The organism is Acidovorax temperans (assembly GCF_006716905.1).
In the GTDB taxonomy this organism is placed as follows: Bacteria; Pseudomonadota; Gammaproteobacteria; order Burkholderiales; family Burkholderiaceae_C; genus Acidovorax; species Acidovorax temperans.
This window is the reverse complement of the sequence record NZ_VFPV01000001.1, coordinates 415,405-429,781: the sequence shown is the minus strand read 5'-3', so window position 1 is coordinate 429,781 and position 14,377 is coordinate 415,405. Positions and strand designations below refer to the sequence as shown.

Genomic DNA, 14,377 nt, shown 5'->3' with positions numbered 1-14,377 from the left:
CTCACACGTCCAGCAGCGGGCGGTGCTTGATGTGCCGGGCGAAGACCTGCATGAACTGCGGATCGACGCGCGCGCCCCATACCGCCAGCGAATGGCCGACAACCCAGAGCACCACGCCCGGAATCCACAGTTGCAGGCCCAGGCCGACAGCGGCGGCCAGCGTGCCGTTGGCGATCGCAACGGTGCGCGGCGCACCGCCAAGCAGAATCGGCTCGGTCAGCGAGCGATGCAGCGGCACCTCGAAGCCGTCCGCGAAGGTGTCCGGGGCACTCATACGACGGCCCCGCCGGAGAAGCTGAAGAACGACAGGAAGAAGCTCGAAGCTGCGAAGGCGATGGACAGACCGAAGACGATCTGGATCAGCTTGCGGAAGCCGCCGGACGTGTCGCCGAAGGCGAGCGCGAGGCCCGTGGCGATGATGATGATGACCGCGACGATGCGCGCCACCGGCCCCTGGATGGATTCGAGGATGGATTGCAGCGGGCCTTCCCACGGCATCGAGGAACCGGCGGCCTGCGCGGTTCCGGCCAGGAACAGCAGTAGCGCGGCCAGCAGCAGCCCTTGCCCCGCAGGGCGGGCCAGGCAGCGCAGCCGCGCAAGACGCAAAGCCGGATTTGCAGAAATACGGAAAGCAGGAATGGTCATCTGCGTCATGGCAGTTCTCCAAGTGAGTCAGGGGATGGGGAAGTCGCCGCAGCGGGTGCGGCATCGGGAAGTGGCGGCAGCTCCGGAAACGGCGTTTCCAGTGCATCCGCCAGTTGGTAGCCCACGCCGTCGAAGCCGACGACGCGGGCGATGTTCTCGATGCGGCGTTTGCGCCCGCGCCCGGCGATGTGAATCACTACGTTGACCGCCTCGGCGATCAGCGCACGGGGCGGGTTCACCGCCACTTCGAGAATCAGTTGCTCCAGGCGCAGCAGAGCGCCGAGCGCGGAGCCGGCATGGATCGTGGCGATGCCGCCCGGATGGCCTGTGCCCCACACCTTGATGAGATCCAGTGCCTCGGCGCCGCGCACTTCGCCAACGACGACGCGATCAGGCCGCAGGCGCATGGACGAGCGCACCAGCTCGGTCATCGACACCACGCCTGCGCGGGTGCGCAGAGGAACGTGGTCGCGGACCGTGCATTGCAGCTCCACCGTGTCTTCGAGCACCAGCACGCGGTCGCCGGTGGCGGCGATTTCGGCGAGCAAAGCATTGGCGAGCGTGGTCTTGCCGCTGCTGGTGGCGCCGGCGATCAGCACGTTCTGCCGCTCGCGCACGGCGCGAACGAGAAAGCCCGCTTGCGCGCTGGTCATCATCCCGTCGATGACGTACCGCTCCAGCGGAATCACCCCGATGGCGCGCTTGCGCAGCGCGAAGGCCGGCCCCGGCGCTGCCGGCGGCAAGATGCCCTCGAAGCGTTCGCCCGTTTCGGGCAACTCGGCGGACAGCAGCGGCTGGCCGCGATGGACTTCTGCGCCAATGTGGGCCGCGACCAGGCGGATGATTCGCTCGCCGTCCGCCTCGGGCAGTTCCACGCCCATCGGCGCGCGTCCACTGGAAAGCCGATCCACCCAAAGGGTGCGATCAGGATTCAGCATCACCTCCACCACGTCTGGGTCTTCGAGCGCGGCGGCGATCAGCGGCCCCATCGCCGTGCGCAGCATCTGGATGCGGCGGTCGAGCGACGTGGCACTCATGGACTGCGGAACGGCGCTCATGATGCACGCTCCTGCGCTTGCGCGGCTGCCGCCGCGTCTTCCATCCGCATCGGGTCGGGATGCAGTTCCTCCACCACGTCGCGCACCAGGCTGCGGCCCCGCAGCAGGTGGCGGCCAAGCTGCTCGGTGAACTGCTCGAAGCGCGCTTTGCCCTGCGCGCGTGCCGCGTCTTGGTGCGCCTCGGGAACCGGCGTGCTCACGGTCAGGTAGTAGCGGATGAACAGCGCCAGCGTTTCGATGGCGATGTTCTGGTCGCGCTCCATGCGCTCGGCTTGGCGCGACAGGCGATCAAGCCGCTTGGCAATGGCCGCCTCGCGCTGGTCGGCAGCATCGGGCGACAGCCACGATGCGAGCGCCGCCGCGACGATGGACGACTTGGATACGCCCTTCTTGGCGGCCAGTTCGTCCAGGCGCTTGGCGTGCTCAGGCTGGATAAAGAGATTCAGGCGGTATTGGCTCATAGCTCGATTCCGTCGTTGGGGTCGAGGGAAGCCAGCCGGGCCGTGCGCTGCATGGCTGGATCGAGCTGGCGCGGGAGGGGAAGCGGTGCGTCGTCGTCATCGAGCAACCCGAGGTCGGCTAGTGGCGCGGCCAGCTCAGGGTCGTAGGCGACGGTTTCGGAGAGTTCGGGCTGACGGCGCGGGCCGTCGTCATCGGCGCTGCCCATGTCATCCACGGGAGAGGTGGCCAGTGCGACAGGTACAGCAGGAATCGCCAGCGCGCTCCAGTCGTCCGGGCGCAGTGGCGGCGCGTCGGCGTACTGCCCGTCCGCCAGCGTGGGCGGTGGCAGCACGCGACGCTTGAAATTGGCGTCCGCGTAGTAGCGCAACTTCTTCGCCTTGATCGGCGCCACGCTGGACACCATCACCACGGCCTCGTCAGGCGGAAGCTGCATCACTTCGCCCGGCGTCAGCAGCGGGCGCGCGGTTTCCTGGCGCGACACCATCAGGTGGCCCAGCCACGGCGCGAGCCGGTGGCCCGCGTAGTTGCGCTGCGCGCGCAGCTCGGTCGCGGTGCCCAGCGTCTCGGAAATGCGTTTGGCCGTGCGTTCATCGTTCGTCGCGAACGTCACCCGAACGTGGCAGTTGTCCAGAATCGAATGGTTCTGGCCGTAGGCTTTGTCGATCTGGTTGAGCGACTGCGCGATGAGGAAGCTGCGGATGCCGTAGCCCGCCATGAAGGCCAAGGCCGTCTCGAAGAAGTCCAGACGCCCCAGCGCCGGGAACTCATCGAGCATCAGCAGCAGCTTGTGGCGGCGCTCGATGCCGTCGGAGCCATCGAGCGATTCGGTGAGGCGCCGGCCGATCTGGTTGAGGATCAGGCGGATGAGCGGCTTCGTCCGCGAAATGTCCGAAGGCGGCACCACCAGATATAGCGACACCGGATGCTCGGCCGCGATCAGGTCAGCGATGCGCCAGTCGCAGCGCGAGGTGACTTCGGCCACCGTGGGATCGCGGTACAGGCCGAGGAACGACATGGCCGTGGAAAGCACGCCCGAGCGTTCGTTGTCGCTCTTGTTGAGGACTTCACGCGCCGCCGATGCGACGACCGGATGCTGGCCATCGCCGAGGTGCGGCGTGGTCATCATCCGGTGCAAGGTCAGCTCGAACGGGCTGGCCGGGTCGGAGAGGAAGTTGGCGACGCCGCGCAGCGTCTTGTCTTCGCCTGCGTAGAGCACATGCAGGATGGCACCGACCAGCAGCGCGTGCGAAGTCTTTTCCCAATGGTTGCGCTTCTCCAGCGCGCCTTCGGGATCGACCAGAATGTCCGCGATGTTCTGTACGTCGCGCACCTCATGCGCGCCGCGCCGTACCTCCAGCAGTGGGTTGTAGGCCGCCGACTTCGCATCGGTCGGGTTGAACAGCAGGCAATGCGAGAAACGCGAGCGCCAGCCTGCGGTGATCTGCCAGTTCTCGCCTTTGATGTCGTGGATGACGGCGGATGCAGGCCAGGAAAGCAGCGTCGGCACCACGAGGCCCACGCCCTTGCCCGAGCGCGTAGGCGCGAAGGTCAGGACGTGTTCCGGGCCTTCATGCCGCAGGTATTGGTGATCGTGCTGGCCGAGGAACACGCCGGCTGGTTGCGTGAGGCCCGCCTTGCGAATGTCTTGCCCGTTAGCCCAGCGCGCAGAGCCGTAGGTGGTGACGAGGCGCGCTTGGCGCGAGCGCCAGACCGACATGGCGATGGCAACGCCCACGGCGACCATGCCGCTGGCGCCGGCGATGGCGCCGCCGGTGTCGAATACTTCCGGTGCATAGGCCCCGAAGAAGAACCACCACTCAAACAGTTTCCAGGGGTGGTAGATCGACGTGCCAAGGAAGTCGAACCAGGGCGAGCCAAGGCGTACTTGATAGCCAAGGGCGGCTGCTGTCCATTGTGTGGCGCCCCACACGCCGGCGATCACGATGCCGAATACGACGGCGATCTGACCGAACAGCACGTTCGTCCCTTGCATGACCTGGCCTCCGATTTCTCCTGAGCTGATTCCTCATGGAAAGAGCGGCACAAAGGCGTGCCGCAGGCGTCAGGATCGGTGCCGGGCCAGTGCCGGTCAAAGACCGTTTTCAGCAGAAAGGTCGAGCAAAAGGACAGAATGAGTACGACGGCGAGCCAAAGAAAAACGCCGCAAGCGCGGGCGCATTGCGGCGTATCGAGCAAAAAATTAAGGCGATTCGGCGAACCGCCAACGATCAGAACTTAGGCGGTTCCTTCGGTGGTGTGTACGGCGTTTCGCCGCCGCCATAGAACCGCTTGCGCGTGGCCTCGGCCACCCGGTTGCACAGCACGTCGCCCAGCTTCGGGCGGTCGGTCTTGCATTGCTGGCGCAGCTCTTTGAGCCGCTCAGGATTGGCCGCCAGTTCTTCCACCGTTGGGATATTCGCTTCCGAGGTGTCGGCCTTCTGAGGCATCTCGGACGGGCCGCAAGCAGTCAACGCGGCAGCCAGTAAAAGCGGAAGTATCTTCCTCATGATGCGGGTTCCTCCGATATGTCAGAACAGCGGCCTCGCATAGGCCTGGGAGATTCCAGGGATTCGATCGCCTGTACGCGCCCAATAAATCGTTCTAGCACTTCCAGCGGCTCACTTTCGGGATACAGCAAATAAGTGGTCAGCGGCGGTACGCGCGCCGCCAGAGGCCGGGCCACTACGCCAGGTTCACGGCTGGCAGCAATGTGCGCCGCACCTGCCAGTCCAAGCGCAAAGCCTGCCGCCACCAGCGCCATCATCAGGTCGGCGGATGCCACTCGTTCCGCGATCAGCGGCTCCATTTCGGTACGGCGCAACACTCGCTCGACATGCTTGGCATGGCCTTCACAGATTTGTGGGTCACACAGGACAAGCGGATAGCGCAGCAGCTCGTCCAAGGGGATGCGCTTGTGGGCCAGTAATGGGTGCCGGGCCGGCACCGCAACCATGAGTGCATCCCTCCATGCAGGCATAGCGGCAATGCCATCACCAACCTCGTCTGACTGTGCGAACCCGACGTCATACAGGTCGTCATGCAGCCCCTTGATCTGCTGCGACAGCGGCACCTCGAAGAAGCGGATTTTGATCTCTGGTTCTTCTTGTCGGCATAGCGCAAGAAGTGCAGGGAGGCGCGACGGCGTGATCCCATCGGACAGTGCAATGCGCAACTGCCCGTGAAAACCATTGGCAGCAGCTTTCACACTGTCGCGGGCCTGCTGCAAGGCGGCAAATACTCGCGGCACATGCTCCAGAAATAGCTTGCCGGCTCGGGTTAGGCGCGTGCAGCGCGTTGTGCGGGCAAACAGCACCACGCCAAGTTCTTCTTCCAGTTCCTTGATGGCACGCGACAACGGCGACTGCTCAATATGCAACTTCTCCGCTGCTCGGGCGAAGTGCAGTTCTTCGGCTACAGCCAAAAAGCATCGCAGGTGTCGCAGTTCCATGCATCGGGCGTCCGTTTAGCGGTACACGGGATGGCGGCGACAGAGATCCACCACCTGTTCGCGCACCGCATCGCGTACCGCCGCTGGGGCATCACCGCCAGCCTCCTGTGCATCCAGCACGTCGCACAGCCAGCTCGCGAGCTGCTCGCACTCGGGCACCCCGAAGCCACGCGTGGTCACGGCGGGCGTGCCGATTCGCAATCCCGAGGTGACGAAGGGCGAGCGCGGATCGTTGGGCACCGAATTCTTGTTCGTCGTGATGTAAGCATCGGCCAACGCAGCGTCCGCATCCTTGCCGGTGTATGGCTTGGCGGACAGGTCGATCAGCATCAGGTGGTTATCGGTGCCGCCGGAAACGATCTTGTAGCCACGCTGCTGGAGCACGGCGGCCATCGCTCGGGCATTGGTCACTACCCGGCGCTGGTAGGCCTTGAACTCCGGGCGTAGCGCCTCCTTGAAGGCCACCGCCTTGGCCGCGATGATGTGCATAAGCGGGCCGCCCTGTATGCCCGGAAACACGGCGGAATTGAGCTTCTTGTAGAAGTCCTCGTCCTGCCCCTTGGCGAGAATGATGCCGCCACGCGGGCCGCGCAGGGTCTTGTGGGTGGTGCTGGTCACTACATGGGCATGGGGCAGCGGATTCGGGTACTCGCCCGCCGCTACCAGGCCGGCAACGTGCGCCATGTCCACCCAAAAGATCGCCCCTACCTTGTCGGCGATGACACGCATGCGCGCCCAGTCCTTGTGGCGCGAATATGCAGAGAAGCCGCCGATCAGCATCTTCGGCCAAGTCTCCAGCGCGATGCGCTCCATCTCGTCGTAGTCGATCAATCCCGTTTCAGGATCAAGTCCGTAGGGAACGATCTTGTAGTGTTGGCCGGAGAAATTGGACGGGTTGCCGTGCGTAAGGTGGCCGCCTTGGGCGAGGTTCATGCCCATCACCGTGTCGCCAGGATTGGTCAGTGCCAGAAATACCGCGGCATTGGCCTGGGCGCCGGCATGGGGCTGGACATTGGCGTAGTCGCAGTCGAACAGTTCCTTGATCCGCTCAATGGCGAGGCGTTCGGCCACGTCCACATACTCGCAGCCGCTGTAGTAGCGTTTGCCGGGGTAGCCCTCGGCGTACTTGTTGGTGAACACCGAGTTCTGGATGCGCATTACCAGCGGGCTGGCGTAGTTCTCGGAGGCAATCAGCTCAACGTGATCCTCCTGCCGGCGTTCTTCATGCTGCACGGCTTGAGCCAGTTCGGGGTCGAAGTCGATGAGAGTGAGCGAGGTGTCGTACATGGGTGCATCCTATGGTTTGGAATACTTGGGCTTCGGGCATGACTGGCCTGTATGTCATCTGCCCACTATTGTTTGTGCGGCAGCTTCCACGATGGCGTTTTTCGCTACATTCGATGCCAACAGGCGCGCGACGCGAACCACGATGTCGTCGATCTGCATCTCATCGCAAATCAGCGGTGGAAGCAGCCTGATGACGCTGCCGCGTGTGACCGTGATGAGCAGGCGTTGCTCTGCCAGTGCACGACCAACCAGTTCTGTGCAGTTCCTGTCCAGCTCAATGCCGACCATCAGCCCCTGGCCGCGGATGGCGTTGACGTTCGGGTGACCGCCCAGCGCCTTTTGCAGGCTGTCCAGCAAGCGCGCCCCCAATACAGCGGCGCGCCTCGGCAGTTCATCGCGGGTCATAAGATCCAGCACCGTGCAGCCCACCCGGCAGGCCAGCGGATTACCGCCGAAAGTCGAGCCGTGCTGACCAGGCGAGAACAGGTCGGCCGCCGCGCCGCGTGCGAGGCAGGCGCCGATGGGAAAGCCGTTGCCCAACGCCTTCGCCACCGTCATCACGTCGGGCGTGATGGCCGCATGTTGATAACCGAACCATGCGCCCGTGCGGCCCATTCCGGTCTGGATTTCATCCAGCATCAGCAACCATCCATGCTGGTCACACAATGCCCGGAGTTCGCGCAAGTAGTCGGCCCTGGCGACCCGAATGCCGCCTTCACCCTGTACCGGCTCGATCAGTACCGCCACGATGTCAGGCGATTGCTCGGCTGCCTGCCGAACCGCTTCAATATCGTCGTAAGACAAGTGCAGAAAGCCGGGCAGTAGCGGCTCGAAGCCGCCTTGCTTTGCGAGGTTCCCCGTGGCGGAAAGCGTGGCGATGGTGCGGCCGTGAAAACCGTTCTCCATCACAACGATCTTGGGGTTCGCAACCTGCTTGCGATGGCCGTGCAGCCTCGCTAGCTTGAGCGCGGTTTCATTGGCCTCGGCGCCGGAATTGCAGAAGAAAGCTCTTTGCATACCCGTTAAGGCACACAGCCGCTCCCCCAGCCGCTCCTGCCAGTCAATGCGGAAGACATTGGAGGTGTGCAGCAACGTCCCCGCCTGCTGGGCGATGGCCGCCGAGATTTCAGGGTGAGCATGGCCCAGGCTGGTGACTGCAACGCCAGCGATGGCGTCTAGATACTCCACGCCCTGGTCATCCCAAAGCCGAGCGCCGCTGCCACGCACGAATGAAACTGGCTGGCGGGCGTAGGCCCGCATCAGGTGTGAAGCCGCAGGCTGCATGGAAAGATCCCCATTTCCGATCTGGTAAGTAAACTGGCGGACATCACGCTCGTGCGCCTGTGGCTGGCCATCGTCTTGACGGGTCGCCATCGGTGGGAAAAGCAGTTCGGCGCATTGGCCTTGCTGGGTATGGCGCAGTGCTCGTACAACCTGGCGGCACGCCTGGGCGGTCGCCTGCGGTACGCTGGCTCCGTTGAGCCAATACCCGGTCAAGGTGGCGCAGAACAGGTCGCCCGTCCCCTTGGAGGTGGCGTCGATACGTGGATGCCGGATGACCTCGGCTTGGGTGCGCGTAACCAGCACCACCTGCATCTCGTCATGCGCCCAGGTGTCCGGCGCGGCACTTGTCACCGCGACCCATTGGGTTCGACCCGTCAACAAGGTGCGTGCGGCGGCGACCACGCTTTCGACTCTATTCACCGCCATGCCGGTGAGGTGTGCCAGCTCAAAGCCGTTCGGTGTCAGTCCATCGGCCAGGGACAGCAGATGGCGGCGGTACGCATCGGCCATGCCTGGACTGACGTATTCGCCGTGGTCATGGTCGCCGAGCACGGGATCAACCACGACCCGCAAGGCGGGTTGCACTTCCATCGCCTGGCCGATCCAGCTACCCAGCGCTTGCGCCTGTTCCGGGCCGCCGAGGTAACCGGTGAGGATCGCCCGAAGCGGAGGCAGCACGCCTCGCGCGGACAGGTCACGGAGATAGCCCTCGAACCAAGCGGCAGGCACAGGGCCGCCGTGGATCGTCGGATAGTGCGGCGTATTGCTGAGAACCACAGTGGGCACGGCGGCAACGGTCAGTCCCTGCGCTTGCAGCGCGGGCACGGCCACGTTGTTGCCGACCCGGCCATAGACGACCTGCGACTGGATGGAAACCACGTCGATAGGCAGCGGGCGGAGCGATGGCGCAGGCTCGGCGCTGGCGGCGGTAGGCTGGATCAAGTCGGCTCTCCGTCTCCGGCCGACGGCCAGTAGTAGGCATCCGGCGTGGCCCTCGCACCGAAGATGGCTTGCCCGACGCGCACGACGGTCGCGCCTTCTTCGATGGCGATCTCGTAGTCGCCGGACATGCCCATCGACAATTCATCCAGGCCGATCCCGTCCGGGGCCTCCTGCCGCAGCCGGTCGCGCAGACCACGCAGGAGCACGAAGCACTCGCGCACCCGTTCGGCTTCGGCTGAAAACAGCGCCAGCGTCATCAGGCCGCGCACGCGCAGTGCTGGGAACGCTGGCAGCTCACGCAGGAACGCGGCCACCTCGTCCGGTGGCAGCCCGTACTTGCTAGCTTCCCCCGACGTGTTGACCTGCACGAACACGTCCAGCCCGCGCCCCTCGGCTTGCAGACGCCTCTCCAGCGCCTCGGCCACGCGCAGGCTGTCCAGCGCCTGAAACTCGCTGGCGAAGCGCGCCACCAGCTTGGCCTTGTTGGTCTGCAGGTGGCCGATGACCGACCACTGCAAGTCGGTCAAGTCCTGCATGGCCTCCCATTTGCGATAAGCCTCCTGCGGCTTGTTCTCGCCCAGCACGCGGCAGCCGGCAGCGTAGGCCATGCGCAAGCTCGCGTCGGGTTTGGTCTTGCTGACCGGCAGCAGGCGCACACCGGCCGGATCGCGCCCGACGCGCTGGCAGGCGGCCGCAATGCGCGCATGAACCGCTGCCAGGTTGTGGCGGAAATCCTCTACCGATTCCGCCTGCGGCCAGCGCCCATGCTGGTCATGTCTGGTGGAGGTCTCCAAGGAGATGTCAGTGTTCACAGATCAGCCTCTTTCCCGGGAAACCTGTCGCGCTCAAGAGGGTGCTAGCGTTGTCGGTCCCGTGTATCATTGTCCTATGCCAAACTTTATCACGTCCTAGATCATCATGGAAATTGTCGGGAAAACCGCTGCAGAGATCTTCGACAGCATCCGTGCGTTGACACAGGCTGGCTCGTTCAAGCCAGGCCAGGAACTGCCCACGACACGCGATCTGGCGGCCACGCTGGGCGTCAACCGCAACACGGTGTCGATGGCCTACCAACGGCTGTCGGCGGCCGGGATCGCGGTCACGCAGGGGCGGTTGGGCACGTTCATCCGCAAGCAGCCCGACCCCGGCGAGCAGGAAGGACTGCTGCTCGGTTCGCCGTTGGCCGACCTGGGCAGCGGCAATCCCAACCCGGTCTGGCTGCCCGACATTGGCGCGGCCTTGACGCGCAAGCCCTATCGCCCGCGTCTGTATGGCGAGGCGACCGTTGACCCGGAAATGGAAGTCCTGGCACGGCAGTCGCTGACCGGCGACTGCCCGGGGCAGTTCGAAGTAAGCCTGACGAGCGGTGCGGTGGACGCGATTGAGCGCCTGCTGACGGCATACCTTGTGGCGGGCGATAAGGTGGCGGTCGAAGATCCGTGCTTCATCGGCAGCGTCAACACGCTGCGCATCGCGGGTCTGCAAGCCGTAGGCGTGCCCGTCGATACCCAGGGCATGAGCGTCGAAGGGCTGGAGCAGGCGTTGGCTCAGGGTGCGCAAGCGGTCATCGTGACGCCGCGCGCACACAACCCAACCGGGTGCAGCCTGAGCGCGGCGCGCGCGCGCAAGCTGCGCGCAGTGCTGGCGCGCTATCCCCATGTGCTGGTCATTGCAGACGATCATTTCTCGCTGCTGGCGGCCACCGGCTACCACGACGTGATTCCGCCGTCGGCCAAGCGTTGGGCGCTGGTGCGCTCGGTGTCCAAGATGCTTGGCCCCGATCTTCGCTTTGCCTTTGTCGCCAGCGATGAACAGACCGCTCAGCGGCTGCGCCTGCGCCTGGCGCCGGGCACGAACTGGGTCAGCCACCTGTTGCAGGATGCCGTCGTCGCCTGCCTGTCATCGCCGGAGGTTGCCAAGCAGCTTGTCCAGGCCCGCGAGGACTACGCGCGGCGCCGGGACCTGCTGACGGCCGCCCTTGGTGTGCAAGGCATCGCCGTCACTTCACCTGCCGATGGCCTGAATCTGTGGGTACCGCTGCCGGGCGATAGCCATCAGACGGTACTTGCACTGGCTCAGCGCGGCTGGCTGGTGCGCGGTGGCGAAGCCTTTGCCGTGCAGGCACCGGCGCACGGGCTGCGCATTACGGTTTCCACCATGGATGAGCAGGCAGCAGACGCGTTTGCGCGTGCTCTGTCCACTTCGTACAGGCCATAAGAACCATGGAGGGTTTTCATTTTTCGACGCCCGGAGTCGCTTGTCGGCTGTCCAAGACGCTTCGAGTCGTCTGTTCGCATCCGAAGCTGTTTAGCTGAACTTCGGGAAACCATCGACGACATACCGATCCTATGAGTAGTTCTGACCTCAATCGACTTCCTGAAAATCTACCCAGGCTCAGCGATGATGGCGCAGCGGCTCACCTGGAAGGCTCACACCTGCCAAGTACCGCGCTTGAGAGCACTGACGGGGCTCGTGTCGACTTGAGCACACTGATCGGTATGTGGGTCATTTATGTGTACCCCATGACCAGCCGGCCCGACGTGCCTTCGCCAGAAGGATGGGATGGCATTCCCGGGGCGCGCGGATGCACCCCGCAATCATGTGGCTTCCGGGATCACCAAAAGGAACTGCTGGCCCTTGGTGCCAGTGTTTTGGGACTTAGCGCGCAGACATCCTCCGAGCAGTGCGAAGCTCAGGAGCGATTGCATCTTCCATTCGAGCTCTTGAGCGATGCCTCGCTGCGATTGAAACAAGCGCTGCGGCTCCCGACGTTCAGGGTCGGCCGCTTGGAGTTGTTCAAGCGAATTACGCTCATCGTCGAGGGAGGCCGTATTCGTAAGGTGTTTTATCCGGTGTTTCCTCCCGATCGAAACGCGGCTGAAGTTATCTCATGGCTGCACGCTTCAGCTTGATTGGCTGTGAGCCACGCAAAGCTCAGGGCAGGCTATCCGGCATGGCGTCTTCAGCTCCACATATCCGACACCAACCGGCTGCCGGATACATCTTGCAGATACACAGGAACACGACATGAGCCAGGTGATTCAACAAAGAGCGCCCTCCTGGGAAGTGGAGCGCTGGTTCAATACACAACAACCGCTGACCCTAGAAAGCCTGCGAGGGAAGGTGATCGTCTTGGAAGCCTTCCAGATGCTGTGTCCGGGCTGCGTGGCACATGGCCTGCCACAAGCTGATCGCGTGTCCCATGCGTTCTCGCCGTCTCAGGTGGCTGTCGTCGGGTTGCATACGGTCTTCGAACACCATGACGCTATGACGCCGACTTCGCTGCAGGCTTTCCTGCACGAGTACCGGGTCGGGTTCCCTGTCGGCGTAGACCAGCCGGACGGTCGTGGCGGTCTGCCGCGCACGATGCGCGCCTATCACATGCAGGGCACGCCGACGCTGATCCTGATCGACGGCCAGGGCCGGCTTCGGCATCACCATTTCGGCCGGATTGGCGATCTGGAGCTGGGTGCGCAAATCGCGGAGCTGGTTCTCGAGGAGAAGGCAGTGTCCGTTGGTGCGGCGCCCTCTACGTCCATTCCCGCGGCCGCGACCCGGGGCTGTGTCGGGGACGCGTGCGCACCGGAAGTCACGCCATGAGGCGGCCATACTCCTTGGCGTCGGCGAGCATTAACGGCTGGCGCCGTACATTCGGATATCAACGGACGAGGACTGTTAACTCTGGCCTCGGCCAGCGGGCCCCGGTCAAAGGTGGCGCCGTGCCGATACATGGCGTGAGCTTGTAAAGCAGCTCCGGGGGACAGGGATGTCATATCTCCTATGGTCGCTGCCCGCACTGGCCGTCGTGGCAGCGATCGGCAGCGGCCGGTTCAATACGACGTGGGCCGCCATGATGGGCTTGCTGATCGCGGTGCCCGTAGCGACGCTGACGGGGCCCGTGGCATTCGGGCCCGAGCCATTGCTGCGATCGCTGGCGCGTGGGCTGTGGATCGGAGCAACGATCGCGCCGTACATCCTGGGTGGATTGCTGTTCTGGCAGATGGCGGCCCGCAACACGACGGCCACGCCCAGCGATGATGTAGGTGATTCAGGGGCGAACGCCGGCATGACGCAGCTCGCGCAGCGCCGCCTGCTGTTCTTCGCCTGCTTCCTGGTCGGCCCGTTTGCCGAGTCCGCAACGGGATTCGGTGTCGGCATGCTCGGCACCGTCGCGCTGGTACGCTGCCTCGGCATTGCCCCTCGCCACCTGATGAACTTTGCCTTGTTGAGCCAGACCATGATCCCCTGGGGAGCGATGGGCAGCGGAACCATGCTTGCGGCCGCATATGCGCGCATCCCGGCAACGCAACTGGGCTTGTACGCGATGGTGCCGGTCACCTTGCTGATGCTGGTGTGGCTGCCCTTGTTCTGGCGAACCGCCCGGCGGGCGGGATTCGGCGCCCCCATCGCCGAATGTGCACGGGAAGCAGCCTGGATCGCGGCGGCGCTGGCGCTGCTCGCTCCTGCAAGCTTCCATCTGGGGCCGGAAACCGCATTGATGACCGTCTACGGACCGCTCATCGTCCTGCGTTACCTGGTGGATGGCCCCGTGGATGGACGCTCGCTGGGAGCGACTGTGCGAAACGTGCTGCCTTATGCCCTGCTCATCGGCGGGCTGGTCTCGACTCGCTTGCTGCCTCCTCTGCGAGACGTGCTCCGCTCTGCCTGGACGGTCACGCCTTTCGAGGATCTGCCGGCATGGATGCCCCTCTTCCACGCGGGGGCATGGCTGCTGGTCGGCGGTGTGCTCACCGGCCTGATCCGCGGGCAAGGCCACCTGCTCGGCCATGAGGCGCGTGCAGCATGGGCCACCGGCAAGCACGCCGTCCTGGCGGTTTTCCTGTTCGCCATGATGGCGGAAGTGCTGTCCGCAGCGGGCATATCGCGCGCGTTTGCCGAGGGCATGTTCGCCACGCTGCACGAAGGGGCCGTGCTGGCGACGCCGATACTGGCCAGCCTGTTCGGCATCCTCACCAATAGCGGCAACGCCCCGAACAGCCTGTTCATGCCTTCGCAGGTCGTGCTGGCGATGCAGGCCGGCCTGAGCGTTCCCATGGTGACTGCCCTCCAACACGTGGCGGGCACCTCGATGGGGTTCTTCTCTCCAGTCAGGATGTCGATTGCGGCAAGCCTGTCTCACGGAATGGGCCAGGAGCGCGCCGTCTACCTCACGCTGCTGCCGTATGCCGGTGCTGCGCTTGCCTTGCTTTTGCTGCAAGCGACGTGGATCGTGCTTGCCCGATAAGTTCCC

The 14,377-nt window shown here is 64.4% G+C and carries 14 protein-coding genes and 1 pseudogene; 4 read left to right on the top strand and 11 right to left on the bottom strand.

Translation table 11 applies throughout. The features are described 5' to 3' along the window. Position 1: 1 nt before the first annotated feature. From BDD18_RS02140 to BDD18_RS02095, 11 genes and pseudogenes are all read right to left on the bottom strand, one after another. Complete coding sequence (locus BDD18_RS02140; RefSeq protein ID WP_023114195.1) at positions 2-274, bottom strand: VirB3 family type IV secretion system protein; 273 nt, start codon at positions 272-274, stop codon at positions 2-4. Further along, entirely contained in the window at positions 271-654 is a 384-nt protein-coding gene (locus tag BDD18_RS02135; RefSeq protein WP_023114194.1) for a TrbC/VirB2 family type IV secretion system protein, read from the bottom strand. Before BDD18_RS02135 ends, BDD18_RS02140 begins: the two co-directional genes overlap by 4 nt. After that, positions 651-1,703, bottom strand: coding sequence for a P-type conjugative transfer ATPase TrbB (trbB, locus tag BDD18_RS02130; RefSeq protein WP_142081121.1), 1,053 nt, complete (start codon positions 1,701-1,703; stop codon positions 651-653). The genes BDD18_RS02135 and trbB overlap by 4 nt, the downstream gene beginning before the upstream one ends. After that, positions 1,700-2,164 (bottom strand): ribbon-helix-helix protein, CopG family, encoded by a 465-nt coding sequence (locus BDD18_RS02125; protein ID WP_142081119.1) that lies wholly within the window; start codon positions 2,162-2,164, stop codon positions 1,700-1,702. The genes trbB and BDD18_RS02125 overlap by 4 nt, the downstream gene beginning before the upstream one ends. Beyond that, positions 2,161-4,158 carry a conjugal transfer protein TraG gene (locus BDD18_RS02120; RefSeq protein ID WP_142081117.1) on the bottom strand — a complete coding sequence of 666 codons (1,998 nt, stop codon included), beginning with the start codon at positions 4,156-4,158 and terminating at the stop codon, positions 2,161-2,163. Before BDD18_RS02120 ends, BDD18_RS02125 begins: the two co-directional genes overlap by 4 nt. A gap of 235 nt (positions 4,159-4,393) precedes the next feature. After that, the gene (locus tag BDD18_RS02115; RefSeq protein ID WP_142081115.1) at positions 4,394-4,672 is read right to left on the bottom strand and encodes an EexN family lipoprotein; all 279 of its coding nucleotides are present in this window, start codon (positions 4,670-4,672) and stop codon (positions 4,394-4,396) included. Next, positions 4,669-5,613 carry a LysR family transcriptional regulator gene (locus tag BDD18_RS02110; RefSeq protein WP_142081113.1) on the bottom strand — a complete coding sequence of 315 codons (945 nt, stop codon included), beginning with the start codon at positions 5,611-5,613 and terminating at the stop codon, positions 4,669-4,671. The genes BDD18_RS02115 and BDD18_RS02110 overlap by 4 nt, the downstream gene beginning before the upstream one ends. 15 nt (positions 5,614-5,628) lie before the next feature. Continuing rightward, positions 5,629-6,900 (bottom strand): serine hydroxymethyltransferase, encoded by a 1,272-nt coding sequence (gene glyA / locus BDD18_RS02105; protein ID WP_142081111.1) that lies wholly within the window; start codon positions 6,898-6,900, stop codon positions 5,629-5,631. Between the two features lie 54 nt (positions 6,901-6,954). Next, the gene (locus BDD18_RS22010; protein WP_170207382.1) at positions 6,955-8,184 is read right to left on the bottom strand and encodes an aspartate aminotransferase family protein; all 1,230 of its coding nucleotides are present in this window, start codon (positions 8,182-8,184) and stop codon (positions 6,955-6,957) included. Between the two features lie 96 nt (positions 8,185-8,280). Further along, positions 8,281-9,126, bottom strand: a pseudogene (pdxK, locus tag BDD18_RS22005) (pyridoxine/pyridoxal/pyridoxamine kinase); the annotation flags it as partial. Continuing rightward, positions 9,123-9,938, bottom strand: coding sequence for a YggS family pyridoxal phosphate-dependent enzyme (locus tag BDD18_RS02095; protein WP_142081107.1), 816 nt, complete (start codon positions 9,936-9,938; stop codon positions 9,123-9,125). The pseudogene pdxK and the gene BDD18_RS02095, both read right to left, overlap by 4 nt. A gap of 106 nt (positions 9,939-10,044) precedes the next feature. Between BDD18_RS02095 and ptsJ the strand changes: the two genes are divergently transcribed. The 4 genes from ptsJ to BDD18_RS02075 all read left to right on the top strand — a co-directional run bounded on the left by ptsJ (position 10,045) and on the right by BDD18_RS02075 (position 14,371). Further along, entirely contained in the window at positions 10,045-11,343 is a 1,299-nt protein-coding gene (ptsJ, locus tag BDD18_RS02090; protein WP_142081104.1) for a MocR-like B6 salvage transcription factor PtsJ, read from the top strand. A 131-nt stretch (positions 11,344-11,474) separates the two neighbouring features. Continuing rightward, positions 11,475-12,038 carry a peroxiredoxin gene (locus BDD18_RS02085; protein WP_142081099.1) on the top strand — a complete coding sequence of 188 codons (564 nt, stop codon included), beginning with the start codon at positions 11,475-11,477 and terminating at the stop codon, positions 12,036-12,038. A gap of 115 nt (positions 12,039-12,153) precedes the next feature. Next, positions 12,154-12,726, top strand: a complete 573-nt coding sequence (locus tag BDD18_RS02080; RefSeq protein WP_142081098.1) for a redoxin domain-containing protein — start codon at positions 12,154-12,156, stop codon at positions 12,724-12,726. 166 nt (positions 12,727-12,892) lie between these two features. After that, the gene (locus BDD18_RS02075) at positions 12,893-14,371 is read left to right on the top strand and encodes an L-lactate permease (protein ID WP_142081096.1); all 1,479 of its coding nucleotides are present in this window, start codon (positions 12,893-12,895) and stop codon (positions 14,369-14,371) included. Positions 14,372-14,377 lie beyond the last annotated feature (6 nt).